Source organism: Burkholderia sp. WP42 (assembly GCF_000745665.1).
Taxonomy (GTDB): domain Bacteria; phylum Pseudomonadota; class Gammaproteobacteria; order Burkholderiales; family Burkholderiaceae; genus Burkholderia; species Burkholderia vietnamiensis.
This window is the reverse complement of the sequence record NZ_JQJT01000018.1, coordinates 55,622-82,357: the sequence shown is the minus strand read 5'-3', so window position 1 is coordinate 82,357 and position 26,736 is coordinate 55,622. Positions and strand designations below refer to the sequence as shown.

General features: G+C 64.8%; 21 protein-coding genes. 7 read left to right on the top strand and 14 right to left on the bottom strand.

Going from position 1 to position 26,736, the window contains the following annotated elements:
- Positions 1–7 precede the first annotated feature (7 nt).
- The 14 genes from EX20_RS11460 to tssK form a co-directional block, all read right to left on the bottom strand.
- A complete protein-coding gene (locus tag EX20_RS11460; protein ID WP_034193609.1) occupies positions 8–2,269 on the bottom strand; it encodes a xanthine dehydrogenase family protein molybdopterin-binding subunit in 2,262 nt (753 codons plus the stop codon).
- Positions 2,269–2,769, bottom strand: a complete 501-nt coding sequence (locus tag EX20_RS11455) for a (2Fe-2S)-binding protein (protein ID WP_034193608.1) — start codon at positions 2,767–2,769, stop codon at positions 2,269–2,271. Before EX20_RS11455 ends, EX20_RS11460 begins: the two co-directional genes overlap by 1 nt.
- Positions 2,766–4,052 carry a c-type cytochrome gene (locus EX20_RS11450; RefSeq protein WP_034193607.1) on the bottom strand — a complete coding sequence of 429 codons (1,287 nt, stop codon included), beginning with the start codon at positions 4,050–4,052 and terminating at the stop codon, positions 2,766–2,768. The genes EX20_RS11455 and EX20_RS11450 overlap by 4 nt, the downstream gene beginning before the upstream one ends.
- Positions 4,053–4,312: 260 nt before the next feature.
- Positions 4,313–5,443 (bottom strand): amidohydrolase family protein, encoded by a 1,131-nt coding sequence (locus EX20_RS11445; RefSeq protein ID WP_034193606.1) that lies wholly within the window; start codon positions 5,441–5,443, stop codon positions 4,313–4,315.
- Entirely contained in the window at positions 5,440–7,113 is a 1,674-nt protein-coding gene (gene actP / locus EX20_RS11440; protein WP_034193605.1) for a cation/acetate symporter ActP, read from the bottom strand. Before actP ends, EX20_RS11445 begins: the two co-directional genes overlap by 4 nt.
- Complete coding sequence (locus EX20_RS11435) at positions 7,110–7,469, bottom strand: DUF485 domain-containing protein (RefSeq protein WP_011880436.1); 360 nt, start codon at positions 7,467–7,469, stop codon at positions 7,110–7,112. Before EX20_RS11435 ends, actP begins: the two co-directional genes overlap by 4 nt.
- A gap of 64 nt (positions 7,470–7,533) precedes the next feature.
- Positions 7,534–8,760 carry an FAD binding domain-containing protein gene (locus EX20_RS11430; RefSeq protein ID WP_034193604.1) on the bottom strand — a complete coding sequence of 409 codons (1,227 nt, stop codon included), beginning with the start codon at positions 8,758–8,760 and terminating at the stop codon, positions 7,534–7,536.
- Position 8,761: 1 nt separating this feature from the next.
- Positions 8,762–9,235, bottom strand: coding sequence for a VOC family protein (locus EX20_RS11425; RefSeq protein WP_034193603.1), 474 nt, complete (start codon positions 9,233–9,235; stop codon positions 8,762–8,764).
- Positions 9,236–9,396: 161 nt separating this feature from the next.
- On the bottom strand, positions 9,397–9,822 hold the full coding sequence (gene tssE / locus EX20_RS11420) for a type VI secretion system baseplate subunit TssE (RefSeq protein WP_034193602.1): 426 nt from the start codon (positions 9,820–9,822) through the stop codon (positions 9,397–9,399).
- Positions 9,823–9,837: 15 nt separating this feature from the next.
- Positions 9,838–12,561 (bottom strand): type VI secretion system ATPase TssH, encoded by a 2,724-nt coding sequence (tssH, locus tag EX20_RS11415; RefSeq protein WP_034193601.1) that lies wholly within the window; start codon positions 12,559–12,561, stop codon positions 9,838–9,840.
- Positions 12,562–12,699: 138 nt separating this feature from the next.
- Positions 12,700–13,185 carry an Hcp family type VI secretion system effector gene (locus tag EX20_RS11410; RefSeq protein WP_014726096.1) on the bottom strand — a complete coding sequence of 162 codons (486 nt, stop codon included), beginning with the start codon at positions 13,183–13,185 and terminating at the stop codon, positions 12,700–12,702.
- 97 nt (positions 13,186–13,282) lie between these two features.
- The gene (locus EX20_RS11405; protein ID WP_034193600.1) at positions 13,283–15,004 is read right to left on the bottom strand and encodes an OmpA family protein; all 1,722 of its coding nucleotides are present in this window, start codon (positions 15,002–15,004) and stop codon (positions 13,283–13,285) included.
- Complete coding sequence (locus EX20_RS11400) at positions 15,001–15,732, bottom strand: DotU family type IV/VI secretion system protein (RefSeq protein ID WP_034193599.1); 732 nt, start codon at positions 15,730–15,732, stop codon at positions 15,001–15,003. Before EX20_RS11400 ends, EX20_RS11405 begins: the two co-directional genes overlap by 4 nt.
- Positions 15,729–17,081: a type VI secretion system baseplate subunit TssK gene (tssK, locus tag EX20_RS11395; protein ID WP_034193598.1), complete on the bottom strand. Its 1,353-nt coding sequence runs from the start codon at positions 17,079–17,081 to the stop codon at positions 15,729–15,731. Before tssK ends, EX20_RS11400 begins: the two co-directional genes overlap by 4 nt.
- A gap of 594 nt (positions 17,082–17,675) precedes the next feature.
- On the opposite strand from tssK, the gene tssB reads away from it, so the two are divergent.
- From tssB to EX20_RS11360, 7 genes are all read left to right on the top strand, one after another.
- Positions 17,676–18,188 carry a type VI secretion system contractile sheath small subunit gene (gene tssB / locus EX20_RS11390; protein ID WP_034193597.1) on the top strand — a complete coding sequence of 171 codons (513 nt, stop codon included), beginning with the start codon at positions 17,676–17,678 and terminating at the stop codon, positions 18,186–18,188.
- Between the two features lie 73 nt (positions 18,189–18,261).
- Positions 18,262–19,794 (top strand): type VI secretion system contractile sheath large subunit, encoded by a 1,533-nt coding sequence (gene tssC / locus EX20_RS11385; protein ID WP_034193596.1) that lies wholly within the window; start codon positions 18,262–18,264, stop codon positions 19,792–19,794.
- Positions 19,795–19,877: 83 nt separating this feature from the next.
- Positions 19,878–22,358 carry a type VI secretion system Vgr family protein gene (locus EX20_RS11380; RefSeq protein ID WP_034193595.1) on the top strand — a complete coding sequence of 827 codons (2,481 nt, stop codon included), beginning with the start codon at positions 19,878–19,880 and terminating at the stop codon, positions 22,356–22,358.
- Between the two features lie 60 nt (positions 22,359–22,418).
- Positions 22,419–23,987: a lipase family alpha/beta hydrolase gene (locus EX20_RS30595; protein ID WP_034193594.1), complete on the top strand. Its 1,569-nt coding sequence runs from the start codon at positions 22,419–22,421 to the stop codon at positions 23,985–23,987.
- Positions 23,984–25,081, top strand: a complete 1,098-nt coding sequence (locus tag EX20_RS11370) for a T6SS immunity protein Tli4 family protein (RefSeq protein WP_139164692.1) — start codon at positions 23,984–23,986, stop codon at positions 25,079–25,081. Before EX20_RS30595 ends, EX20_RS11370 begins: the two co-directional genes overlap by 4 nt.
- A 10-nt stretch (positions 25,082–25,091) precedes the next feature.
- Entirely contained in the window at positions 25,092–26,339 is a 1,248-nt protein-coding gene (locus EX20_RS11365) for a hypothetical protein (RefSeq protein ID WP_051974426.1), read from the top strand.
- A gap of 23 nt (positions 26,340–26,362) precedes the next feature.
- The gene (locus EX20_RS11360; RefSeq protein WP_331281142.1) at positions 26,363–26,719 is read left to right on the top strand and encodes a PAAR domain-containing protein; all 357 of its coding nucleotides are present in this window, start codon (positions 26,363–26,365) and stop codon (positions 26,717–26,719) included.
- Positions 26,720–26,736: the final 17 nt, after the last annotated feature.

The following is a 26,736-nucleotide window of genomic DNA, read 5'->3' as shown; positions in this document are numbered from 1 at the left end:
CGGCGCGCTACGCGTCGATGCGTTTTCTCAGCGCGTCGCCGGCGAACGGCATCTCCCGCATGCGCTGGCCGGTCGCATCGAAGATCGCGTTGGCCAGTGCGCCGGCGGTCGGCCCCATCGACGCTTCGGCCGCACCGAGAAACGGCGCGCCCGGACGATTGACGAGGTGCACCTTCACGCTTTGCGGTGCGGCGGAGAAACGCAGGATAGGATAACTGCTCCAGTCGAAGCTGCGGATCCGCTCGGTGTCGTATTTCAGCGCCTCGTACAGCGTCCAGCTCGCGGCCTGCACGATGCCGCCTTCGATCTGGTTGCGGATGCCGTCCGGCGACACGATCTGGCCGGCGTCGACGGCCGCTTCCGCGTGCTCGAGCGTGACCTGCCCCGTCTCCGGCACGATCGACACCTCGACGGCGATCGCGACGTACGCCATCAGGTTCTTGTACTTGCCGAACGCGAAGCCGACGCCGCGGTTGCGCGCGCGCGGCGGCCGCGGCCAGCCGAAGTGCGTCGCGACGAGCTTGATGACCTGGCGCGCGCGATGGTCGTCCATGTGGCGCAGCCGGAACTCGACCGGATCGACGCCGGCCGCGTGCGCGAGCTCGTCCATGAAGCTCTCGATCGCCCAGACGTTGGTGTGCGCGCCGAGCGAGCGCATCGCGGAGGTCTGCAGCGGCATCGTCGGCGAGAAGTTGTTGACGATGTGCTGGTTCGGTAGCGTGTACAGCGGGATCGCGTTGCGGTCGGCGCCGCCTTCGGGCTGCAGCATCGGCGTCGACGGCGCGGGCACGAACGGCGGCTCCAGCATGCGCGCGGGCAGCAGCCGGCCGGCGTCGACGATCCGCTCGTTGTGCGAGCTGCTCCACAGCGCGTAGTTCCAGTCGACGATGCGGCCGCTCGCGTCGAGCGACGCGCTGACCTCGGTCACCATCGCCGGCGTGAAGTGATCCCACGTGTGTTCCTGCTCGCGCATCCACTGCACGCGGATCGGCTTGCCGGGCAGCGCGGCCGCGATCAGCGCGGCGTGCGCGGCCACGTCGTCCGCGCCGTTGTGGCCGTAGCAGCCCGAGCCCTCGGTGTGGATGCAGCGCACGTTCGCCTTCGGCATCGACAGCATCTGCGCGAGCGCATCGCGCAGCGGGTAGACGCCTTGCGAATGGGTCCACACCGTCATCGTTCCGTTCTCGAGATGCGCGACCGAACACGACGGCCCGATCGACCCGTGCAGCAGATAGTTCTTCAGGAACGTCGCGTTCAGTGTCTTCGTGGCCGGCGCCGTCGCCGCGTGCGTGTTCGCGATTTCGATGCGCTGCGTCGAAATCCGCTTCAGGTCCGCGTGGACGGTCGCGCGATCGGGCAGCTTGCGGCCCGGCGACCAGCGGCAGCCGGCGGCCAGTGCGCGCTGCGCGACCACCGCCTGCCACTCGCCCTGGGCGACCACCGCGAGCATGCTGCCGTTGCGCACGATCTGCACGACGCCCGGCAGCTTCAGGATCGCGGCTTCGTCGAACGACAGCAGCTTCGCGTCGTACACCGGCGGCATCACGACGCGCGCGTGCAGCATGCCGGGCAGCTGCATGTCCTGTACGTAGCTGACGCCGCCCGTGACCTTGTTCGGAATGTCGACGCGCGGCAGCGACGTGCCGATGACCGCGAACGTCGACGGATTCTTCAGCGGCGACGTCGGCGCCGCGTTGCGGTGCAGGTCGACCGTGCGGATCGCGTCGCCGTAGGTCATCGTGCGGCCGTCGGGCGCGCGGATCACCGCGTCGGCCGTGGTCAGCGTGTTCGGAGCGACGCCCAGGCGCTTCGCCGCGCCCTCGACCAGCAGCGCGCGCACCTGCGCGGCCGCATTCAGCAGCGCGGAGCCGCTGTCGGCCATCGTGTGGCTGCCGGCGGTCAACCCCTCGTCGGGCGACGCGCCGGTGTCGGCCGTCAGGAACGTGATCAGCGACGGCTTCATGTCGAGCTGCTCGGCGGCGACCTGCAGCAACGCGGTGCGAATGCCGGTGCCCAGCTCGACCTTGCCGGTGAAGACGGTCACCTTGCCGTCGGGTGCGATCTTGATCCACGCGTCGAGCAGCGGATTCGTCTTCAGACTGCCGGCCAGCGCCTGCGTGGCTTTGGCGACGTGAACGGCCGCGCCTTCGTCGGCGATCACGAGCTGCGCCGCCGCACGCGCGGCAGGCGCGAGCGTAAACGCGACGAACAGCGCGCCGGAGACGATGAAATGCCGGCGGCCTTCGTCGATGTCGTCGTGGGAATTCATCACAGTGCCTTGCTGATCGTGACGGGAGCGGAAGCCGGTTCCGGAGCCGGCAGCCCGGCGACCGAGCGCACGGCCGCGAGAATGCGCATGTGCGTGCCGCAGCGGCACAGATTCGGCTCCATGTGCGTGCGCAGATCCTGCTCCGTCGGTTTCGGATTGCGCTCGAGCAGCGCCTGCGCGCGCATGATCATGCCGGCGATGCAGTAGCCGCACTGCGCGGCCTGATGCTCGACGAAAGCGCGCTGCAGCGGCCCGGGATGCTCGGCGGTGCCGAGGCTTTCGATCGTGCGCACGTTGCGCGAACCGACCGCGGCGACCGGCATCAGGCACGAGAAGGTCGGCTTGCCGTCGACGATCACGGTGCAGGCGCCGCATTGGCCGAGCCCGCAGCCGAACTTCGCGCCGTGCAGGTGCAGGTCGTTGCGCAGCGCGTACAGCAGCGGCGTGGATGGATCGATGTCGAGCGTGTGCCGCACGCCGTTGACGGTGAGGGTGATCATCGAGCGGTGTCCTCTTTTCTGAGCTTGGCGGCCATCGCGTCGGCACCGGTCCACGCGGGGCGATCGGTGTATGCCGCGCGAACGTACGCGGCGAGATCGGCGATCTGCGCATCGTCGTACTGGTCGACGAACGACGGCATGTAGTTCAGCGTGTCCTCGCCGTGCCAGCCGATGCCGTTGAACATCATCTGGATCGCGTTGCGCGGCGTATCGGCGTTCAGCGCGGTGCTGAACGCGAGCGTCGGACGCTCGCCGATCGACTGCATCGGCGCGCCCGGCCCGTGGCACTGCGCGCACGATGCCTGGAACAGCACGGCGCCGCGCTGCGCGGCCGGGTCCTTCGCGATGCGTTCCGACCCGGACGCGGTGTCGCGCGCCCGCGCATCGGCCGGTTTCTGGATCGACAGGATGTACGTGGCGATCGCTTCGACGTCGTCGGCCGGCACCGTCGCGAGATCGCGCGTGACCGGCAGCATCGGCCCCGCTGCGGCGCCGTGCTCGCTCGCGCGGCCGGTGCGCAGATACGTGACGAGCTGCGCCTGCGTCCACGGGCGCGCGGCGTGGCCGAGCGCGTTGAGCGGCGGCGCTTCCCAGCCGTCGACGAGGCCGCCGTCGAACGCGCGGCCGCCCTGTTCGCCGCCGATCGCATTCAGCGGCGAATGGCACGACGCGCAGTGGCCGAGGCCGTCGACGAGCATCCTGCCGCGGTTCCATTGGGCGGATTGGGCCGGGTCGGCGCGATAGGCGCCTTCACGCAGGAACAGCACGTTCCAGAACGCGACCAGCGGCCGGAAGTTCAGCGGGAACGTCAGGTCGTTGGCCGGCGCGCTCGCGTGTACCGGCTCGCGCGTCATCAGGTACGCATAGGCTGCGGCGATGTCGTCGTCCGACATCCGCGTGAAATGGATGTACGGGAACGCCGGGTAGAGCGGCTGGCCGTTGCGGCCGATGCCGGTGCGCAGCGCGCGGGCGAACGCGTCGCGCGACCAGCGGCCGATGCCGGTGTCCGGATCGGGCGTGATGTTGGTCGCGTAGATCGTGCCGAACGGCGTCGCGAGCGGCAGGCCGCCGGCGAACGGCTTGCCGTCCTTCGCGGTGTGGCACACGACGCAATCGCCGAGCGCGACGACGCGCGCGCCCGCGCGCACGAGTTGCGGATCGAACGAAGCGGCGGCCGGCGGATCGATCGGCGCGATCGCGGGCCGCACCATGATGCCGATTGCGACGGCGATGCCCGCGATCGCGATGCCGGCTGCGCCGATCCAGAGTCGCTTGTGCTTCATGCGTGCTCCGTGCGCGTCGGGGCGCCGCACGACGCGTGCAGGCGGTGTCGTGCGGGTCGGGTTGTCGCGCGCCGGTGATGGGCGACAGGGGTCATGTGATTACTCCAGCAGTCGATGACGAGCGCACGCGCGGTGCTGCGCGGCAGCTCAGGATGGCAGTCTACGCACGGGGCGCGATCAAGACCTGAAGCCCGGCTGAAACGTTCTGAACGCATCGGGCCGGTGAACAGGCCCTGGCGCGGCGCACGCCACGCCCGCGCCTAGATCCGCAGCAGCCGGCCGGCATTGCCGCCCAGCACCATCGCGCGCTGGGCGGCGGTGAGGTCCAGCCGGTCGAGAAAGCGCACCGGCTGCGCGTAGCCCATGTCGAAACAGTAGTCGCTGCCGAGCACGAGCCGGTCGATGCCGACGGTGTCGATCAGGAAGTTCAGCACCGGCCCCGAATGCGACACGGTGTCGTAGCTGAAGCGCCGCAGATAGCTGCTCGGCTGCTGCGCGAGCCGGCGCGTTTCGGGCCGCACGGTCCAGCCCGCATCGAGCCGCCCGACCAGGATCGGCAATGCGCCGCCCGCATGCGGCAGCGTGAAATGCAGCGCCGGATGGCGGTCCAGCACGCCGCCGAGGATCAGATGCGAGCCGGCGATCGCGGTGTCGAACGGATTGCCGAGCAGGTTGCTCAGATAGAAATCGCCGAGCCGCGCGCCGCCGACCGTCTGCTGCGGATGCAGGAACACCGGCAGCCCGAGCTGCTCGATGCGGGCGAAGACCGGCGCGAAGCGCGGGTCGTCGAGGTCGCGGTTGTCGATGTTGGTGCCCATGTAGACGCCGCGCACGCCCGGCAGCTGCGACGCGCGTTCGAGCTCGTCGATCGCGTCGGTCGCATCGAGCATCGGCAGCGTCGCGAGCACGACGAAGCGCGTCGGATGACGCTGATGCACGCGCGACGCGGCCGTGTTCCAGGTGCGCGCCAGTTTCGCGTTGAACGGCCGGTCGCCCCAGTACGCCATCGGCACGCTCAGCGACAGCGCCTGCACGTCGACGCCGGATGCGTCCATGTCGGCGAGCCGCGCGTCGACGTCGATGAACTTCATCGGCAGCGGCCCGAGGCCGCCGGCCGGCGTGCGGAACGTGAAGCTCGTGTCGTCGCAGGTGAACGCGCCGCCGAACCGCTTGCCTTCGCCGCCGACCAGCGTGCAGAAGCTCTCCGGGTAGTAGTGGGCGTGAATGTCGATCGCGCGCGGGTGGGCGGTGGGCGGCGTGGCTGAAGCCGATGAAGCCGAACGCGGCTCGGCGGCCATCGCCGGCCGTCCGGCAACCGCCGCGCCGGCGAGCGCCGCGAAGGCGCCGAGCACGCGGCGCCGGCCGCTGGACATGCAGCAGGTACAGGTCATCGTGTCGTCTCCAGGTTGTGATGGTCGTACTGCGACGGCGCGACGCCCAACTCGCATGCGACGAGCTGCAGATCGAACAGCGCGCGTTCGCGGCGCGCGCGGGCCGACCGGTCGGTCACCGACACCGCGACGATCGCGACGAACGCCGCCGCCATCGAGAACAGCGCCGGATATTCGTACGGGTAGGGCGCATGCGCGTGGCCGAGCACCTGCACCCAGACGGTCGGGCTCAGCACGGTCAGCGCGACCGCGGTGACGAGGCCGACCGCGCCGCCGACTACCGCGCCGCGCGTGGTGAGCCCGCGCCAGTAGATCGACAGCAGCAGCACCGGGAAATTGGAGCTGGCCGCGATCGAGAACGTCAGGCTGACGATGAACGCGATGTTCTGCTTCTGGAACGCGATGCCCAGCACGATCGCGAGCACGCCGAGCACCAGCGTCGTCGCGCGCGCGACGCGCATTTCGTCGCGGTCGGTGGCGCGGCCGCGGCGCAGCACGTTCGCGTAGAGGTCGTGCGAGATCGCCGACGAGCCGGCCAGCGTCAGCCCGGCGACCACCGCGAGAATGGTCGAGAACGCGACCGCGCAGATGAAGCCGAGAAACAGGTCGCCGCCGACCGCGTGCGCGAGATGGATCGCGACCATGTTCGCGCCGCCCGCGATCGCGCCGTTTGCGTCGTGATACTGCGGGTCCGCGGCGACGAGCGCGATCGTGCCGAAGCCGATCACGATGATCAGCGCATAGCCGGCGCCGACGATGCCGGTCGCATAGAGAATGCTCTTGCGCGCGGCGCCGACGTCGCCGACGGTGAAGAAGCGCATCAGGATGTGCGGCAGGCCGGCCGTGCCGAAGATCAGCGCGAGCCCGAGCGACACCGCGGACACCGGATCGGACACGAGCCCGCCCGGCCGCATGATCGCCGCGTGCTTCGGATGGATGCGTATCGCCTGCGCGAACAGCGCGTCGAGGCTGAAGCCGAAGCGGCTCAGCACCATGACCGCCATGAAGGCCGCGCCGGCGAGCAGCAGCACGGCCTTGACGATCTGGATCCACGTGGTCGCGAGCATGCCGCCGAAGAACACGTAGACGACCATCAACACGCCGACGATCACGACCGCGACCGTGTAGTTCAGCCCGAACAGCAGCTCGACCAGCTTGCCGGCGCCGACCATCTGCGACACCAGGTACAGCAGCACGATGACGATCGAGCTCGACGCCGCGAACGCGCGGATCGGGCGTTGCTGCAGCCGGTACGACACGACGTCGGCGAGCGTGTACTTGCCGAGGTTGCGCAACGGCTCGGCGATCAGGAACAGGATGATCGGCCAGCTCGCGAGGAAGCCGACCGAATAGATCAGCCCGTCGTAGCCGCTCGTGAACACGAGCGCGGAGATGCCGAGCAGCGACGCGGCCGACATGTAGTCGCCGGCGATCGCCCAGCCGTTCTGCAGCGCGGTGATGCGGCCGCCGGCCGCGTAGTGATCGGCGACGCTGTGGTTGTGGCGCGCGGCCCAGCGCGTGATGACGAGCGTCGCGGCGACGAACAGCATGAACATGCCGATCGCGAGCGGATCGTGCGCGGGCGCATGCACGGCCGGTGCGGCCGCGCATGCGGGCGTTGCGCCGGCCGCCGCGACGATCGGCGCAGCGAGGATGGCGGCGCGCTTCATTGGCCGCCTCCGTCGCGAATCGACGCGACGCGCGCGTCGTGTACCGAATTGGCGCGCCGCACGTACAGCGCGACGAGCGCGAAGGTCGCGACGAACATCCCGAAGCCGACGGGGATGCCCCACGTCGTCGTGCGGCCCGGCGCGATCGGCCGGCCCAGCCAGGCGGGCGAGAACGCCAGCGCGAGAATGAACGCGAAGTAGAGCGCGAGCATGACGGCGGTCAACGACCACGCGAACCGCCTTCTGCGCGCGACGAGTTGGCGAAAGCGGGCATCGCGCAGCAGCGGGTGCTGGGGCGCGGCGAATGCGTCCGGATCGGGGACGGGGCCGGCGCAAGCCGGAATCGAGCGGTTCACGGTGTCTCCTGGTTGGTATCGGTCATGACGTGGTGCGGCACGTCGGGCAGGCGGCCTGCGCGATTCACAGTTGCGGCGGCACGGCGGTGTCGCGCATCACGATTTCGGGCGTGCGATAGCGCTCGGCCATTTCGCGTTCGGTGTCGTTCTGCAACTGCGCCTGCATGTACGCGCCGAGATGACGCGCATGCTGGACGATCGCGGCGCCGAACGCGGTGCGCGTGTCGCTGTAGGCATGCAGCGCATCGAGCGTATCGGCGTGGGCGCCCAGCGCCTGCACGAGCGCCATCGCGTCGCCGGCCGCCTTCGTGACGCCCATCCCGCAGTGCGGGCGCGCGACGAACGCGGCGTCGCCGAGCAGCGCGATCCGGCCGAACGTCATGTGTGGCACCTCGAGGTCGTAGATCGGCTGAAACAGCGGCTGCGCGGCGCGCGACACGACTTCCGCGAACTGCGGCGCGAGCAGCGCATGCGCGGCGTCTTCCATCGCGGCGAGCACGTCGGGCCGGATCAGCGTCGGCGGAATGCCGCCGGCCCACTGCTTGCCGGTCGCGTCGGTCAGCAGGTTCGGCAAGTCGGTGTCTTCGCGGGTCGCGCGATACCAGACGAAGTTGTAGCGGCGCTCGCCGGGCTGCGTGCTGTTGTACCGCCCGGCAACCGGGTAGCCGAGGATCTGTTCGTGGGGCGGCAGCCCGAATGCGAACTTGTCGAACAGCGTCGCGTGCGTCGTGTCGGACAGCTCGCGTTCGTCCACCAGCCCGCGCCACGCGACATAGCCCGCGTATTGCAAGCGCGCGTCGGGCAGGAAGGTTTCGCGGATCGTCGAGCGCAGGCCGTCCGCGGCGACGACGAGATCCGCGTGGACCACCGAGCCGTCGGCGAGCGTGACCGACGCGCGATCGGGGCCGTCCGCGACGTCGGCGACCACGGCGCCCGCGTGGTAATGCTGGTCCGGCAGCGCGGCGCGCAGCACGTGGTACATCTTGCTCCACGCGGTGAGCGTCTGCGGCAGCGGCCGCTCGGAGGCGAGCGAGCCGTCGCGTGCGAGCGTGATGCGCGCGTCGACGTTCACGCCGATCGACGCGTCGATCCGGACGCCGGCCGCGCGCAGCACGTCGAACAGCTCGGGATGCGTGACGATGCCGGCGCCGCGCCCGGACAGTTCATCCGGCACGCGCTCGAACACGTCGACGTCCCAGCCGTTGCGCAGCAGCAGGTTCGCGGCGAACAGGCCGCCCAGTGAGCCGCCGATGATGGCGGCCTTGCGCTTGGTCGAATTGCGGTCGTTCATGTCACGCTCCACGGGTAGCCGCGGCTGCGCCGCGCGGGTCGAGGCCGGCCACTTCGGCGGCCGGATAGTTCAGTTCGATCGTCACGCCCGACGGGTCTTCGATGAAGATCTGATGCAGCCCGAGGCTCGGCACGGTGCGGTCGCGCCACGCGACGTTCTCGGCGCGCAGCGTGCGCCACATCGCTTCGACGCCGGTCGCGAGGAACGCGATGTGATCGACGGTGCCGGTGCCCGTGGCCGGCACGGCCTTGTCGCCGAGATAGGCGGCAAGGCCGCGCGGGTCGGCCGGATCGATGCCGATCAGGTGCACGATTCCATAGTCGGCTTCGTCGTCGCCGGCGTAGAGCCACGCGCCCGGGAAGTCAAATGGCGGGCGGTAGCCGCGCTTGAAGCCGAGCACCCGCTCGTAGAACCGGCACGACTGGTCGAGGTCGAGCGTGCGGATGGAGTAGTGCGCGAGTCGCAAGACAGGCATGGCGAACTCCTTGTTTATCGAGAGATAAGTTATCGGTCGATAAATTCTAGGCGAAAAGACGCGCGGCACAAAGCCGGACGTGCGCCGTGTTAACCCTCGGTGTCGAATGGGGCGAGATCGGGCCGGATCGGGCCGGTTGGGAGGCGGCCCGGGGCGTCGAATCAGCGGCGGTCAGCCGCCCGGCGTTTCAGCCACATGCGGCCGGGCGGCTCGAAGTAGGTGCCGAACCGCACCAGACCGGCTTTCTTCAGATGGCACGTCATCTCGAAACAGACGAGCACGCCGGGATCGTCGTTGTCGAGGATGTCGACGTCGATGGAACGGATGCGCGGCTCGTATTTCACGAGCGTCGCTTCCATCTGCTGCTTGAGCACGTGAGCCGATGCGGGCAGCGCCTTGTAGATGTTCGTCAGGTCCGGCAGGCCGTAATCGGGCAGGTGTTTCAGCGCCCCGGCGCGCGTGTTCAGAATGCGCTGGACGTTCTGCTGGACGCTCATGCACTCGAGCGTCCGGTCGTCGTAGGCGTCGAGCGGCTCGCCGCCGATCTGGCCGAGCAGCATGTCGTAGAGGGAAGGGCCGGCCGGCATGGTGGTCCTCTCCCGTCACGCGGCGGCCGATGCCGGCTCGCTCGGGCCGGCCGCGACGGCGTCCCGGGCGACGAAATCGATCGTCAGGTTGCCGTCGGCCGAGCTCGACAGGACGATCTTCGCCGGCATGTCGCCGGCGGCCATGCGCGCGAGCAGCTCGCGCGACACGGTCGGCAGAATGCGTTGATTGAGGAACGCGTCGACGTTGCGCGCGCCGGATTCGCGAGCGAGACAAAGCTCGGCCATCGAGCCGATCAGCGCGTCGTCGCAGGACAGTTCGACGTCGTGTTGCCGGCGCAGGCGCTCGGCGACCTTCGCGAGCTTCAGCCGCACGATCGACGACAGCGCGGCGGCGTCGAGCGGCCGGTAGACGAGCGACTGGAAGCGTGCGAGCAACGCGGGCTGGAAGTGCGCGACGAGCTGCGGATGAATCGCGTCGAGCAGCGCCGCCTGCGCGATGTGCGGATCGTCGGCGGTGGCGTCGTCGATCTGCGCGCTGCCGAGATTGGACGTCATCAGGATCACGCAGTTGCGGAAGTCGATCTCGCGCCCTTCACCGTCGCGCATCGTGCCGCGGTCGAACACCTGATAGAACATGTCGAGCACGTCGCGATGTGCCTTTTCGACCTCGTCGAGCAGCACGACGCTGTACGGCCGTTGCCGCACGGCTTCGGTCAGGACGCCGCCGCGGCCGTAGCCGACGTAGCCGGGCGGCGAGCCCTTCAGCTGCGACACCGTATGCGCTTCCTGATACTCCGACATGTTGATGGTCGTGAGCGCGGCTTCGCCGCCGAACAGCAGGTCGGCCAGCGCCAGCGCCGTTTCGGTCTTGCCGACACCCGACGGGCCGGCGAGCAGGAAGACGCCGAGCGGCGCGTTCTCGTTCTTGAGGCCGGCCTTGGCGGTCCGCAAGCTCTCGGCGAGCGCGCCGAGCGCATCGTCCTGCGCGACGACCCGCGTGGCCAGTTGCCGTTCGAGCGTCAGCAAGCTCTGCAGCTCGTCCTCCACGAGGCTGCCGACCGGCACGCCGGTCCATTCGGCGACGACGCGCGCAATGGCCGCCGCATCGACGTCCACGAACACTAGCGGTGCCTTGCCCTGCACATCGGCGAGGAGCTGCTGCGCGTCGTCGAGCGATCCGAGTTCGGCGACGGCCTCTGCGTTTTCTTTCGCCGCGCGCTGCTCATGCACCAGCTGAACCAGTTCGAGTTCGGTGGTATAGCGCGTCTGCAACAGCGTGAGCGCATTGCGCGCGTCGCTCAGCGCGCGCGCCAGCGCTTCGCGCCGGTTCTCGATGCCGTCGATCCCGGCCTGCGCATCGGCGTCGAGCGTCGTCTGCTCCAGCTCGAGCGCCGACACCGCCGCGCGTGCGCGCTGCAGTTCGGCGGGCGGCGTTTCGAGCCCCATGCGCACGCGCGCGGCCGCCGTATCGATCAGGTCGACCGCCTTGTCGGGAAGCTGCCGAGCGGGAATGTAGCGGCGCGAGAGCTTGACCGCGGCCACGAGCGCTTCGTCGCGGATGTGGACGTGATGGTATTTCGCGTAGTGGGTCTTCAGGCCGCGCAGCATCAGGCAGGCGGCATCGTCGTCGGGCTCGTCGACCTTGATGATCTGAAAGCGTCGCTCGAGCGCGGCGTCGCGCTCGAAGAACTGCTTGTATTCGGACCACGTGGTCGCGGCGATGGTGCGCAGTTCGCCGCGCGCGAGGGCCGGCTTCAGCAGGTTGGCCGCATCGGCGCCGCCGGCGGCGTTGCCGGCGCCGATCAACGTATGGGCTTCGTCGATGAACAGCAGAATCGGCTCCGGCGACGCTTGCACCTCGTCGATCACGTTCTTCAGGCGCTGCTCGAATTCGCCCTTCACGCCGGCGCCGGCCTGCAGCAGGCCGAGATCGAGCGTCAGGATCCGAACGTCGCGAATCACGTTCGGCACGTCCTTGTTGGCGACACGCAGCGCGAGCCCTTCGACGAGCGCGGTCTTGCCGACGCCCGGTTCACCGACGAGGATCGGGTTGTTCTTGCGTCGACGCGCGAGCACGTCGACCATCTGCTGGATCTCGCGGTCGCGGCCAAAGACCGGATCGATGTCGCCGCGACGCGCCTTGTCGGTCAGATCGATCGCGAAGCGCGCGAGCGCTTCGCCGTCGGTGGACCGGCTACGTACCGATGCCGCTTCGGTTGCGTGCTCGTCGGCCTGGCGGTGCGGTTCGTCGCTCGCAGACGGCGTGTCGGCATCCGCGTCGGCCATCGCTTCGGGTTCGACGCGGCTTTCGCAGGATCGATGCGCGAGGCGCGGCAGCAGGCGCTCGATCTGCGCGCTGCTGATCGACAGCAGCGGCCAGGCGTCTTGCGCGCGCAGAACGTATGGCGTGGCGACGATCGCCTGCAACAGGTTGCCGGACCGGATCGACGCATCTTCGCCGTCGGGCGACGCCTGTAGCCGCGCGTCCTGCAGGACGGTCGCCAGTTGCAGCGAGATCGCCGGCTTGCCGCGCAGATTGCGCGGCAGCCGATCGATCGACGCGATCAGCGCGTCCCACACCTTGTCGACGTCGATCGCGTAGTGCCGAAGAATCGCCGGGATGTCGCCATCACCTGCCTCGATCAGTTTCAACAGCCAGTGCTCGACGGTGATTTCATCCGTCATTCGCCCCAGGCACAGACTGGCTGCCGCTTCGAGCGCCTTCGCGCTGTGCGTATTGAGCCGGCGGAGCAGGTGAGTGGTATCGCGCGAGATCATCGGGAAGTTTGGTCACGAAGAGGAGCGGGCAACGATGTACTCGCCGCCCGCTCCCAGGTAGAAAAAAGCCGGCCCGAATCGGTCAGGCCGGCAACGGAACCGCCAGAGGTCAGCAGTTCCGGCACGAGACCGGACCGGTCAGGAACGCTCGTTCCACGTGTCCTTGTGAACGATGTTGCCGTCCTTGTACGACCAGGTGATCGTTTCGTAGCGCAGCTCGACTTCTTCGAGGTGGTTGTGCTTCTCGTAGTCCGGGATCTTGATGTCGAGCATCTTCGGACGCACCGCGACGATCTTGACGTTGTCGAGCTTCGTGTTGAAGTACTCCTTCTCCTTGCCCGCGTCGTCGATCTTGTACCACTTGATCTCGACCGACTTGAGCGTCTGGCCGCTCGTCACCGCCTTGTACAGGTACGGCGTGGACGCGTCGGTTTCCTTGGTGAACGTGATCGGCGCGTGGACGCGCGTGCCCGTCAGCTTGCCCGTGTTGCCGTCGGTCGGGATATGCACGCCGTGATCGAACGCGACGACTTCGACGCTGCCTTCGCGGTCCTGAACCGTGACCGAACCCTTGATGTCGGCGCCGCCGTCGTCCTTGAACCACGCATATGCGGGAATTGCCATTGTCATACTCCTTTTTTGCACTACTAAACCTGCTCGGAGCTTGCCCCCGAGCTTCGGAATCCCGAAGCGGACCGCTTCGGGGGCCAAACCTGAATCGCTATTTGCCCGAGTCCGGGACCAGCGTGATTTCGACGCGACGGTTGCGCGCGCGGCCTTCGGCCGTATCGTTGCCGGCGAGCGGCCGCGTCATGCCGTAGCCCTGAATCGCAAAGCGGGTCGACGCAATGCCCGACGCATCGACCAGCCAGTCGCGTACCGCTTGCGCGCGCGCGGCCGACAGCTTCAGGTTCGCGTTCGGGTCGCCCGTGTCGTCGGTATGGCCCGCGACGAGAATGCGTTTGTCGGGATGCGCGTTGATCATTTCCAGCGCGCCGACCATCGCGCGGTTCGAGCCGGGCTTCAACCGGGCGCTGCCGCTGTCGAACAGCGACATGCTGTCGAGCGTGACGATCGCCGGCGGCGGGGCAGGCGGCACGTAAGAGGCGATCGCGTCGTTCAACGGCGCAATCAGCCGTGCGCCCCGATACATGCCGAACGACAGGCGCAGCGGAATGCCGGTGCGCGCGTAACGATCGAGTTGATCGCGATCGGCGACGAGCGCCGTCAACGCATCGCGCTGCGCGGCATGATGATCGGCCGGGATCGCCGCATAGCGACCGAGATCCGCACCGACCCGGTTCAACAGCGCCTCGTTGTTGCGGGCCGCGCCCCAGAACGCAGCGCCCGCGGCGCAGGCGAGCAAAGCCAGCGCGTGGAAAGTGGCGACGAGACGAGGCGACATCCAGTATCGACGCGGCATCGCTTCGATCAGCGGCTGCGGCAACGGCCACGGCGCGGGCGACGCGGCCGAGCCCGCGCGGCTCACGCGCGCCTGCATGTTGACATCGCGTTCCCACGGCTTTTCCGAATCGCTGGCCGGTCCGCAGTCGATCCAGCCGGCGCCGAATAACGGCCACCCGGTAGCCGGCTGCTGTCGGTCCGCCAGCGCGGCAAAAACCACGCGCTGGGTCCAGCCGATCACCGATGTCAGCGCGGCGGCGCGCGTGGCGGCAACGCGGGCGTCGGCCGCGCGCCGGACCTGGTCTTCGGCGGTGCGCATCGCGGGCTCGAAACCCGCGCCGCCTGCCAGCTGCGTGGCCGACGACACGCCGTACCACTCGGGGGTCGACAGTCCGAGCGGGCCGCAGGTGAGCCGCTGATAGACCGCAACGTACGCAGGCAGCCGCACGCCCAACATGCGCATGGCATCGGCGGCCGCTTGACGAACGACCCGCAACTTTTGCGAAAGTACTTCGGCGTCCGCGTGCAGCGCAGGCGCGACCGACAGCACGATCCCATCCGGCGCGCGGCCGTCGCGCCACTGTCTGACCGCCACGGCCAGGCGCGGCAGATCCTGCACGCGGTCGACGCGCAGCCAGATGCCGCCGTCGCCGACGTGCGCATGGCGGGTTTCCGTCGTTCGGTCGAACAGTGCGGGCAGGCCGTCTCCGGTCACCAGCACGAGCGGCATGCGCGTGCGCAGCTTCACCGGAATGTCTGCGGTGGCGGCGCCGAGCGCGGCCAGCACGTGCGCACTGTCGCCGCGCGCGCGTGCAAGCCTGCGCGTGTGCCACGCGATCATCGCGAGCGCGGCGACCCCGACCAATGCCGAGATCGCCCACGCGACGCCCGAACCGAGCGGAAGCACGAGCCAAACCACCGCGAGCGCCAGCACCGCGGCGAACGCGATCATGAGCCGGGACGGATAGCCGAGCCCTTCGTGGCCACGATCGGGCGTGCGCGGCGACGCCGACGAAAGAACAGGGAGGTCGGATTTCACGGGCGGACGGCCTTCGTTGCGATCAGCTGCGCGAGTTGCGCGTCGAGCACGGCGGACCAGACGCCCCATACGATCGCCGCCGCAATCACGGCGAGGCCTGCGATGGCCCATGGCGACAGCCGGTAAAACCAGTCGGAGAGACGCCGCCCGGCACGATCCGCGATGAACGGCCGCTCGGACGGCGGGCGCAGCGTCTCCAGCTTGGCATTGAGCGATGCGATCAACGCGGCGCGTTTCGCTTCGCCCTCGCGCGCGTAGCGGCCGACGAAGCCCATCCCGAGAATCGCCGCGTAGCACTCGAGCAGGGCCACCGACGGCGACGCTTCCCGCATGCGCGCGTCGAGTCGCTCGAACACCCGCTCACCGGCCTCGTGCAAGTTGAACTGTTCGACCTGCAGCGGCTTCTGTTCCCATCCCGACCGCGATTCGGCAGGCAAATGCCGCAGCGCGGCCTCGTCGAGCAGCCCGCACTGCGCGACCAGCGCCTCGTTGCGAACGTCGTCGGGAAAGCCGCGGCGCTCCAGCGCGCCCGCGAACTGCTCGACGAGCTGCTTGCAGCGGGCGCGCAGGGCGATTGCGTCCGGAACCTGTCCGCCCGACGTCAGCGTCGTGACCAGCAGCGCCGTATCGCGCAGCAGGTCGCGAATGCCGTCGGCGGGCGCGTTTCCCGGGCCTGCCGCGCCTTGCATCAGCGCGGCAGCGGGTCGATTGAGCTTCAGGGCTTTCATGAGCGCAGCACCGCGTAGAGTTCGAGCGACGCGTCCGGAATCGACGCGGGCAGATAGATCTGGCACGCTCGTGCGGCAAGCATCTTCCTGTGCACGACGCTGGCCGAATCGAGCGCGAAGTAGTGATTGTCGAGACGTACCGGAATCGCGGACGGCACGCGCTGCACCGCCTTCAGCGGAACGCCGAGCAGCGCGGAGTTGATGATGTGTTCGACGTCGTCCGGCGCGCCGATCTTGCACAGCCGCGGAAATTGCTCGGCAAGCTCGAATGCGGGCATCGGCGCATTGACCGACAGGTACCAGTCGGCCGCATCCGCGACGATCCGCTCGTCGAGGAACTGGCCGGTCCAGGTCGTCGGTCCGTTGCGGGTCAGGCCGATCGACACGACGCGCGACGGAATGATCGCGTCGAGCAGCTCGCGGATCATCGTTTCGAGTCGCGCGAATACCTCGTCGGCGCGCGAGTGGTCGTAGACGGGAATGTCCGTGAGCTGCGCCGTGGTCGAGAACGTGATCAGCGCGCTCGCCAGCTGAGCGAGCGTCGCATACAGCTGTTCAGGAGAACGGCCGGGGTGCGTCACGAAGAGGCGCAGTTGCGGCCATGCTGCGTGAATACAGTGCAGCAGCCAGAAGAGTTGCACGTCGGCCACGCCATATTCGGCGACTTGCTCGAGGCGCTCGCTGCGGCGTGCGCCTAACGCGAGGCTCTTGGCGTGCAGGATGTCGGCGATGCGGTTGATCCGTTCGAGATGCAGCGGATGGCTGCCGAGCGTCAGGCACGGCGGCACGAACCGGTGGTCGACCTGGAATTGACCGCTCGAGCCGCGCGTCAGCCGCGCGATCGCGCAGACCGTGTCGTCGGCGTGCGACTCGAAGTCGAACAGCAGCCGCACCGCATGCCGTTCGGCTGCGATTTCGGTCTCGGTGGTGCCATTCAGATCGGGGACCTTGACGAATTCCCGGTACGAGCGTCGCGGACGGGCGAGTGCGGCTTCGTCGAAGCGGCAATTGCTGCCGTTTGCATCGGGCAGCGCAAGCGCCGCGAGCACCACGACGCTTTGAAGCTCCGTCGGCACACCTCGCGTCAGGTCGCGCGCGGGCGGCAGCGAATCGGCGATCGTCGTGTCGATCGGGGTGCCGTCTGGGAAGCACAGTCTCAGACGGGTGAGTTTCAGGCGGCTTGTCGCCAGTGCTTCTTCGTCGATCTCGACGGCGAGTGTGCCCCACGGTTCCGCAATTGCCGCAGAGGCGTACTGACGTAACGCAAATTCAGCCCATCTGTCCTGCTGCTGAAAATGCTGCTGAGTCAGGATTAGGCCCTCGTGCCAAAGTGGCTTATCGATTCGCATGGTCTCTCGTGTGGTGCGGCGGTTCGCTATTCGGTACAACGGCGTAACCTATACACGAACTTTATTGAAAGAGCCAGGTGATGAGGCTAAAACCAAGTAGTTTGGTTTACTAATGACGGCGGAGTTGTGTGCCATTAAATGTTAAATAAAGTGGATTATTTATTTTGATGTAGCGGTTTATGGATCGTCGCGTGCGCTGGTGAAAAGGTGTGCGGTAGACGATCGTGCAACGGCTTCCGCCTTGCGGCACAAGGGTCTGGTGAGGTCGGCGCGACGGGGCGATGATTTGACGACGTTTATGTATTTTTTGTTTTCGAGATAAGGCGCTGGAGTGAACTGACAGGTTATTTTGAGATTTAACTGTCTATGACATTTAATCTGGATGGGTCGAGTGATTCGTGCTTTGACGGCCTGTCGGTTTACCGTGTATAAGTGCCATGCCACTTCTCCGTACGAACCCGGGGAACGATGCCGAATCGGTTTGCTGCATGTCGTGCATTGCGCGTGTGCGCGCCGAATCGAAGGCGGCATCGTCGTACGGGAATGGTTCGATTGCCTGCCAAACGCTTGCCCATTATCAAATAAGGATTGCAAATGGATAGCTTCCAGAGAGAGATTCCGAAGAGTCGCGTTTCAATTACGTTGGATTTGCATACGGGCGGGGCTCAGAAGAAGGTCGAGCTGCCGTTGAAGTTGCTGGTCGCGGGCGACTTCAGTGCGGGCCGTGAGCAGGCGCCGCTGGCCGAGCGCAAGAAGGTCAATATCGACAAGAACAACTTCGATGCCGTTCTGGCCGACTACGCGCCGGATCTGAAGATCGCCGCGGACAACACGCTGGCCGACGACGGCACGGAGCTGCGGGTGAATCTTTCGTTCCGCTCGATGAAGGATTTCGAGCCGGAGCAGGTCGCGCGCCAGATCCCCGAACTGCAGGCGATGCTGGCGATGCGCAATCTGCTGCGCGACCTGAAGTCGAATCTGCTCGACAACGGCACGTTCCGTCGCGAGTTCGAGAAGATCCTGAAGGACAAGCGCCTCACGGCGAAACTGCGCGGCGAGCTGGCGCAGATCGTCACGGCCGCGACGCAACAGGAAGGTCATGCCTGAGCGCGGCCTGCCCAAGCGAGCCGTCACCGCATCACGCAACCACGCAGCCATACGAAACGGGACTGAGAGAACCATGAAGCAAAATGAAGCGAGCCAGGGCGCATCGGAAACGGTGGTGCTCGAAAACGACAGCGTCTACGCTGCGCTGTGCAACAAGATCAACCTGAAGCCGGTGGCCGAAGCGCGGCCGCTCGAGGCGTTCCGCGACAACGACACGCTGTCGGAGGCATCGGCCGACGAACGCGTCGCGCGCGGGATGGACGCGCTGCTCAACCTCATCGCGAAGGAGAGCAAGCCGGTCGAGCGGCTCGACAAATCGCTGCTCGACTTCTACATCGGCCAGCTTGACCGGCAGATCAGCCGGCAGATCGACGCGGTCATGCATTCGTCGGAATTCCAGGCGCTCGAGGGCCGCTGGCGCGGCTTGAAGATGCTGGTTTCGCGCACCGACTTCCGCAAGAACGCGCGAATCGAAGTGCTCGACGTGTCGAAGGATGCGCTGCAGCGCGACTTCGAGGACACGCCCGAACTGATCCAGAGCGGCCTGTACCGCCTCACCTACATCGAGGAATACGACACGCCGGGCGGCCAGCCGATCAGCGCGATGGTCAGCGACTTCGAGTTTACGCATTCGCCGCAGGACGTCGCGTTGCTGCGCAACATCTCGAAGGTTGCGGCCGCGGCGCACATGCCGTTCATCGGGGCGGTCGGCGCCGCGTTCTTCGGCAAGAAGTCGATGGAAGAAGTCGCTGCGATTCAGGACATCGGCAACTACTTCGATCGCGCCGAATACATCAAGTGGAAGAGCTTCCGCGACACGGACGATGCGCGCTACGTGGGCCTCACGATGCCGCGCGTGCTCGGTCGCCTGCCGTATGGCAAGGACACGACGCCGGTGCGCGCCTTCAACTATGAAGAGGCGGTGAAAGGTCCGGACCACGACAAGTATCTGTGGGTCAACGCGTCGTTCGCGTTCGCGGCCAACATGGTGCGCAGCTTCGTGAGCAATGGGTGGTGCGTGCAGATCCGCGGCCCGCAGGCAGGCGGCAAGGTCGAGGACCTGCCGGTGCACCTGTATGACCTCGGTACCGGCGTGCAGCCGAAGATTCCGACCGAAGTGCTGATCCCGGAGACGCGCGAGTTCGAATTCGCCAACCTCGGCTTCATTCCGCTGTCGTTCTACAAGAATCACGATTTCGCGTGCTTCTTCTCGGCGAGCTCGACGCAGAAGCCGGCGCTGTACGAGACCAAGGAGGCGACGGCCAACAGCCGCATCAATGCACGGTTGCCGTACATCTTCCTGCTGTCGCGCATCGCCCATTACCTCAAGCTGATTCAGCGCGAGAACATCGGTACGACGAAGGACCGGCGTCTGCTCGAGCTCGAGCTGAACAACTGGATCAAGGGCCTCGTGACCGAGATGAAGGATCCGGGCGACGAGCTGCAGGCATCGCATCCGTTGCGCGAGGCGAAGGTGACGGTCGAGGACATCGAGGACAACCCGGGCTTCTTCCGCATCAAGCTGTTCATCATTCCGCACTTCCAGGTGGAGGGGATGGATATCGGGCTGTCGCTGGTGTCGCAGATGCCCAAGGCGAAGGGCTGACCTGCCGTTTGATGCATGACCGGCCGGGGCGGCCGAGGTCGCCCCGGTGGTGCCGTTGTGTCCGTGCACCTGAGAGAAAATCCATGTCGATGATATTGCCGTCACAGGCTTACGAACTGAAGCTGGCGCCGCACCCGGCGCCGACCTCCGTCCTCCGCTTCACCGGGCGGGACGCGGTGAGCGAGTTGTACCACTACGACATCGAGTTCACGAGCCCGGTGGCAGGTATACCGATGGACCAGGTGGTTGGCCGCCCGGCGAAGTTCATCGTCTCGCCGGTCGATCCGAACATGAACTATCTGCGCAGGATGTTCGGCGAGAATGCGGAGCAGTTCAGCGCGTTGCCGACGGCGTATACGATCCACGGCATCATCACCGAGTTCGACGAGTTCGGCACCTCGAACGATCAGACGCATTATCGGGTTCGGCTCGAGCCCAAACTCGCCGACCTGAACCGCGGTGTGACGAGCCGACTGTTTCAGAAGCAGTCGGTCGACGAAATCGTGACCGACACGCTGCGTCATTACGGCTACCGGGCAGGCGTCGATTTCCAGTTCCAGCTTCGTGACCAGTACAAGCGTCGCGAGTACGTCACTCAGTATCACGAGACCACGTTTGCCTTCATCAGGCGCATTTGTACGGAGGAGGGAATCTGGTTTCGCTGGGAGCAGAAGAAGGATCACGCCGTGCTCGTGTTTGGCGACGATCTGGATGCCTATTCGCGCAAGCAACGTACGTTGGCGTACCGGCGAGATGCGGGGCTCGAGAGTTCGGGTGCCGACGCGATCAAGACGCTCGACAAGCGCACCAGGCGCGTACCCGAAGCCGTGCGGCTGAACGATTACAACCACCGGCAGGCCGGTGTGTCGCTGCTGGTCGAGGAAAATGCTGCGCGCGACGACAAGACGACGAGCGGCATCGATTACAGCTGGGGCGAGCACTACGAGACGCCGGAGGAAGGCAAGCGTGTCGCTCGCCGGCGGCATGAGGAGTTTCTGGCTGCGCAGATCACCTTCAAGGGCACCGGCAATCCGTTCTGGCTCGAGGCGGGTGAAGTCATGCGGCTCGAGCCCAATCCCTCCGACGCGAAGCATGGGATCTTCGTCACGTCGGTGGAGTCGCACGGCGGACGCGATCAGTCGTATTGGGTGACCTTCGAGGGGATTCCGTCCGATCGCGTGTGGCGTACTTCGATGGCGTCGATATCGAGGCCAGCCGTCGACGGCATTCTGCCGGCCCGCATCACTTCGCCGGGCAACTACAAATATGCGTACTTGACCGAGCAAGGCTGGTACGTGATCAAGCTGCCGTTCGACCTCGATGAATGGAGTCCGGGTGGGACGAGCCGGCCGGTGCGGTTCGCGAAGCCTTATAGCGGCGACAACTATGGGCATCACTTCCCGTTGATCGATGGGGCGGAGGTGGCGATCGTCTTTACCGACGGTCATCCGGATCGGCCCGTGATCATCGGGGCCATGCATGACAGTTTGCATCCGGATCTCGTCAACAACCTCAATCACACGCGCAACATCGTTCGCACGGCCGCGCAGAATGAACTGCGGATGGAGGATAAGGAGAACGTCGAGCATATCCATCTGACCACGCCGTTTCAGACCAGCGAGCTGAATCTTGGGCATATGGTTGACGACAAACGCAGAGAGCGTGGACGTGGAGCCGAGTTGCGCTCGGACGAACACGTGGCCGTGCGAGGGGCGAAGGGGGTGCTCGTTTCCGCTGAGGCTCAGCCTGCCGCGTGCGGGCGGCAGCTCAACATGGACGGCGCGCAAGGCTTGCTCGCGCAGGCATTGCAGCAGATGGAGGCCCTCTCCGAGGCCGCCAAGTCTGCCCAAGCGGTCGCTGCGGATTATCAGCGTCAGCGTGAACTCCTTGACGGAACGCTGAAAGACCTGAAAAAGGCGGGAATTCTGCTCAGCGCGCCAGCGGGAATGGGGTTCGCATCCGGCGAAAGCCTACAGCTCAGCGCCCAAAAGAATTTGATCGCAACGGCCGGGGGTAATGCGGATATCGGCGTCCTCAAGCACTTTGCGGTCGCAGCAGGCGAACTGGTGTCTCTATTTGCACAGAAACTCGGGCTGAAGCTCATTGCGGCCAAAGGCAAAGTTGACATTCAGGCGCAGAGTGACGAAATGAATCTGGTCGCAGACAAAAACATGCGCATCACCAGTGCCAATGGCCGGGTGACCATTGAAGCCAAAGAGGAACTCCTCCTCAAATGTGGAGGATCGTACGTCCGTATTGCTTCGACCGGCATCGAAGACGGTACACGTGGTAACCGCACCATCAAGTCAGCCGCATTCAGCCGACAGGGCCCGAGTTCATTCGCGGAAACAGTCAACAACTGGAAACATGCCCCGTTCGACGAGGAATTTACCTTGAAGTGGCCTCACAGTGATGAGCCGGTTCGTCATCGGGCGTTTTCCATCATTCGCGACGACGGTAGTGTGATTCAGGGCATGACTGATGCCGCAGGAAAGACTGGCCTCCAGAGGGCGATTTTTGCTGAAGGGGTGCGGCTTCGAATCGATCCGGATACCGCAGGCTGAGCACTGATTTGCGCCGTCTGATTGCTCACCCATTGAACAAGATCGGAGTCTCGAAAATACATGGCCACTACCGAACGTGTCATTCAACCCACAATAGCGGAAGATGGGTCTGTTCACTATCCGTCAGTGACCTCGGTGCCAGACGACAGCACGGCGGTGTGCTACATGCACCCAGACCGGGTCATTCCCGTCATCGTCGTGCCCGGGGTCATGGGCACAAACCTCGCAAATCGCGACAACAAATCAGTCTGGCTTGTCGACAGCTCGGCGTCACTTTTGGCGTGGGCAGGGAAGGGGCCTACCGACAGGAAAAAACTTCTTGATCCAAAGCAAACTATTGTGTCCGGTCAGGGGGCGATTCCGACCGGGACGGCGCTATCCGAAACTGAACTGCGCCGTCGTGGGTGGGGCACAGTCTCCAAAATGTTCTATGGCGACTTCCTGGTATGGCTGGAAAATGCGCTGAACGATTGTCGCCCGGAGACGGATCATGGAAAAAATGGTCTACGAGCTCAATTGAAGCAGGAACTCGTCGCCCCGGGTCTCGGGAAACTCTCGGAAGCGGAAGTCCATCTTTCGTACAAGTATCGCCTTCCTGTCCATGCCGTGGGATACAACTGGCTCCAGTCGAATGCCGAATCAGCGAAATGGCTCGGTCAGCAGATTGATAAAATCATTGCGGACTACAAAAAACAAGGGAGGTGTGAAAAAGTCATCCTGGTGACCCATTCGATGGGCGGTTTGGTATCGCGTTTTTGTGCCGAGGTACTGCCTGGATACCGGGACAAGATTCTCGGCATCGTACATGGTGTGATGCCCGCGACCGGATCAGCTACGGCGTATCGGCGCGTAAAAGCTGGTACCGAACCGGGCGGAAACGTTATCAGCTACGGAACGAGCCTCATTTTGGGGAACATGTCAAGCAAGGTGATGCCCGTTTTCGCGCAGTCTCCCGGTCCCCTACAGTTGCTGCCAAGCCCCGAATATGGTCAGGGTTGGCTACAGATTAGGGACGGTGAGCAGTTTTTCGCTTTGCCGCATCACGGCGATCCGTATGGCGAGATATATACGAAGCGCGGCGTGTGGTGGAGCCTCGTTGATGAAGCGCTGATGGACCCCGACAAGTCAATCGATCGTGAGCATAACTGGGTGAGCTACACGAAACTTATCACCGAACAGGTAGCCCGATTTCATCAGGCAATCAGCGGGAAGTACCATCCGCACACCTATGCGTTCTGGGGGGACGACAAGGAACATAAGACGTGGGGTGACGTGGTGTGGAAACGCACACAATCGTCGTCCCTCTGGAACAGTGATGCGTATGACGTCCGCAACAAATCAGCCAACACAGACACTCTGATGGGAACAATCGATGTGGTGGCCGGAAACCTTGGTCCGATAAATGTGCACAAGACCTTTGAACTGCAGGCGGCAGGCGAGAATGGCGATGGCACTGTACCTATCCGATCAGGTGCAGCGCCAGCTCACTATGCGCGTGCCGCTGTCGGGTACACGGGCGTCGATCACGGTGCTGCATATACCAAACTGCCTCAACAGAAATTTGCACTGTGGGGAATCGTGAAGATTCTGCAGAACGTCACGGGTACGACGCTGGAATACAGGACATGAACCTTCGTCGCCTTGCCTTGATCGCGCTGGTGATAGTGCTTAGTGCCGCCTGCAGCAAACATTCTCCACCGCTGACTGAACAGGAGAAAAATACCGTGACGAAAATAACCCAAAATTTGAAAACCCGATGCGTGGGGCGCTACCTGATCGACGTGCCAGACGATGCGCTATCGAGAGGTGACCTGACCGTTCAAGGGGTGACTTTCGAGACGAAGCGCATGTCGGTTGACGAGTTCGTTCGAGAAATGAACGCTTACGAGTCGAGCCTGACAGCCAAGAAGAATATGTATGGCTATCAGGTGTTGTACGACCATGGGCAGGTGCCAAAGACGCCGCACAGCCGCTACTTTGTCACGTTGAGTGATCTTGACGACACCGCTGATCTGACCCGCGCCATCGAAGCCTACAAATGGGATGCTGGATACGAGATCAAACTTCGGATTGAAGCATCGGACTGGGTACATTCGACGTACAAGCTAAAGGTTCAGAATACGCCTTATGCCGTTCCAGATATCCCAATCAACGACGTTCCCGAAAAAACGCGTCTGGTTCTCAACCTTGCTGAGAGCGTTCGTGGTCGCCCGGACGACGAAATTCCCGTCGAGCCTGGTGTGTGCTTCAAGGATGGTTTTCTGCCGCGCAAGGCCGCAGTTGGTGAAGAGGTCAGTGTCCTGTTCGCGTTGAAGGACAAAACCAATGTGTCTTTTACGCTAAAGACAGATACCGATTTGCGGGAACTGCCGAAAGAAACGCTGCTGAACCGATTGCCGGAGATCCGATCAGAAATCAAAGATCCGAACACCAATGGACATATCATTCGCTCCGGAGCGGTGGATGTCAGCGGCATCAAGGCGGAAGAACTGCTGCTCTCCGGTACCACGGCCGCCCGTATCCCCGGACATAACTTTACGCTGCAAGCTAATACCGCGACTAGCGGTGCCCTAACTCCATATCTTGTCCTCAATATGGACAATGGGGACTTTAATAGCTTTACGGCAGACAGCCTGGAGAAGGCTTCACTCACGGAAAACGAAGCAATCGCATTATGGGATATCGTCTCCCGCACCTTGCGTCCGCGCCCCAACGCGTTCTGAAGGAGGCGGGATGGCCATTGACTTCACCAGGTTGCCCCCGGAAGAGCCCGTGCCCGATAGCCCACCGTCGAGACTCCTCTGGACGGTTGTCTTTTTCCTGATTGCGATTGTCGGTGTTTTCGCGGTCCTGCTTCTCTGGCCCAAAGAGGAGCCGCCCCAGACACCTTGGTTCTGGACCTGCGTAACCGTCTATCCGGTCGGCCTCGCCGCATTCGTTGTCCTGCGCCGCTATAGCGTTTATGAAGGTCGGCGACTGGATGCTATCGCGTGGAACCAGGCTCGCGCAGATCACGTGAACGAAGTCTTCCACGGGGCAAGTCGACCGCTCGCCATCCTTGCGGCGACCTGTAGGTTTTCGAGCGAGGCGAGGGATGACGACTTTGGCAAGCTGATGGATGGGTCCGTCAAGCTTGAACCACAAATTTCCCCGAAGCCGGACGCACCTCCGGTAAATGCACGCTGGTTCGAGAAGCCCGATGCAGACAAGAGCGGGATTCGCTTCAAGCACGATGAAGAGCGTCGGCGTTACGTGCTGGAGTGGGTGTTCGGCGCGGTGACCGACGCGGTTGCTGAAGCAATACGTTTGTTACCGACGGAATTGAGGTTGAAGGTTCAATTGGTGTTGCCAGGTATTGCGAATACGGACGAGGCGCAGACTATCTGGAACAGGCAATGGGCGCAGTCGGATTTTCGACCAGCGCAAGCGGAGATCCTGGCTGAGCACCCCGATCTGATGTATGTCGACGCATGGCTTGATCGGGTCAACCAGAGGCTTGACGAGGAGGCGCGGCTTATCGTTTGTGTAAGGCTGAATGAAATTCTTCAAGCGCTCCCCCCCGACGGGAGTACGGAAACGGTTGTTGCGATGCTCCTCGCCCCGGAAGGGGTATGTCGACGCTTCAAACTTGCACCATTAGCCATGCTGCACCGGCCGAACGGGACAGAGGACTGCGCCATTGACGACGCCCTCGCACGGGCTCTGCAATGGGGGCGCGTTGAAGCAGTTGGGATCAAACGCATCTGGCAAGGCGGACTTGATGTCTCTGAGGGCAATGCGGCAACTAAAGCCCTGGTCAAGGCCGGTATCGGCGCGAAGGTTGCGAATATCGATTACATGGTCGGTCATGCCGGAGCGGTAGCGCCGTGGCTGGCTGTGGCATATGCGGCCAGCGCTGCTGTTCAGGACGGAGCGCCCCAGATCGTTGTGACCACGGATAAAGACGGGGCCTGCTTTTCGGTCCTGCGGAATATCAGCTGACGACGAAACGTGGATGAGTATTGATGTGTGCCATTCCAATATTAATGGCGCCAGACGCACCATTTGCCATATCAAGAGGAAATCTCATCATGGTCAGGCGGTACGACATTCTAAAAGGTGACCGAACGACGTTGGGCGGTACGGTGATGGGCGGCGATTCAAACGACATGATCGGCGACCGCGAGCAGGCATACGAAGAGGATGAGGTCTGGTGTTCGGCATGTCACTCGACGGGACGTATCGTGTGTGACGGTCCGCGCCTATCGATGAAGGGACCCGACGGCAGGGAAGGCGCGCTTAGCGACGATCTGTGCGTGTGCAAGTGCAGTGTTCCCCCTCGCCTGCTTCCGTCCCAGTACTCGGCTTATGTGGATATCTGAGCGAAACGCGGATTGCC

Coding starts and splice junctions, on each gene's coding strand:
- tssH (WP_034193601.1), bottom strand. CDS start 12,561: ATGATCTCGCGCGATACCACTCACCTGCTCCGCCGGCTCAATACGCAC.
- EX20_RS30595 (WP_034193594.1), top strand. CDS start 22,419: ATGGCCACTACCGAACGTGTCATTCAACCCACAATAGCGGAAGATGGG.
- EX20_RS11400 (WP_034193599.1), bottom strand. CDS start 15,732: ATGAAAGCCCTGAAGCTCAATCGACCCGCTGCCGCGCTGATGCAAGGC.
- EX20_RS11430 (WP_034193604.1), bottom strand. CDS start 8,760: ATGAACGACCGCAATTCGACCAAGCGCAAGGCCGCCATCATCGGCGGC.
- tssC (WP_034193596.1), top strand. CDS start 18,262: ATGAAGCAAAATGAAGCGAGCCAGGGCGCATCGGAAACGGTGGTGCTC.
- tssK (WP_034193598.1), bottom strand. CDS start 17,081: ATGCGAATCGATAAGCCACTTTGGCACGAGGGCCTAATCCTGACTCAG.
- EX20_RS11360 (WP_331281142.1), top strand. CDS start 26,363: ATGTGTGCCATTCCAATATTAATGGCGCCAGACGCACCATTTGCCATA.
- EX20_RS11425 (WP_034193603.1), bottom strand. CDS start 9,235: ATGCCTGTCTTGCGACTCGCGCACTACTCCATCCGCACGCTCGACCTC.
- EX20_RS11370 (WP_139164692.1), top strand. CDS start 23,984: ATGAACCTTCGTCGCCTTGCCTTGATCGCGCTGGTGATAGTGCTTAGT.
- tssB (WP_034193597.1), top strand. CDS start 17,676: ATGGATAGCTTCCAGAGAGAGATTCCGAAGAGTCGCGTTTCAATTACG.
- EX20_RS11445 (WP_034193606.1), bottom strand. CDS start 5,443: ATGACCTGTACCTGCTGCATGTCCAGCGGCCGGCGCCGCGTGCTCGGC.
- EX20_RS11410 (WP_014726096.1), bottom strand. CDS start 13,185: ATGGCAATTCCCGCATATGCGTGGTTCAAGGACGACGGCGGCGCCGAC.
- EX20_RS11365 (WP_051974426.1), top strand. CDS start 25,092: ATGGCCATTGACTTCACCAGGTTGCCCCCGGAAGAGCCCGTGCCCGAT.
- EX20_RS11380 (WP_034193595.1), top strand. CDS start 19,878: ATGTCGATGATATTGCCGTCACAGGCTTACGAACTGAAGCTGGCGCCG.
- tssE (WP_034193602.1), bottom strand. CDS start 9,822: ATGCCGGCCGGCCCTTCCCTCTACGACATGCTGCTCGGCCAGATCGGC.
- EX20_RS11460 (WP_034193609.1), bottom strand. CDS start 2,269: ATGAATTCCCACGACGACATCGACGAAGGCCGCCGGCATTTCATCGTC.
- EX20_RS11455 (WP_034193608.1), bottom strand. CDS start 2,769: ATGATCACCCTCACCGTCAACGGCGTGCGGCACACGCTCGACATCGAT.
- actP (WP_034193605.1), bottom strand. CDS start 7,113: ATGAAGCGCGCCGCCATCCTCGCTGCGCCGATCGTCGCGGCGGCCGGC.
- EX20_RS11450 (WP_034193607.1), bottom strand. CDS start 4,052: ATGAAGCACAAGCGACTCTGGATCGGCGCAGCCGGCATCGCGATCGCG.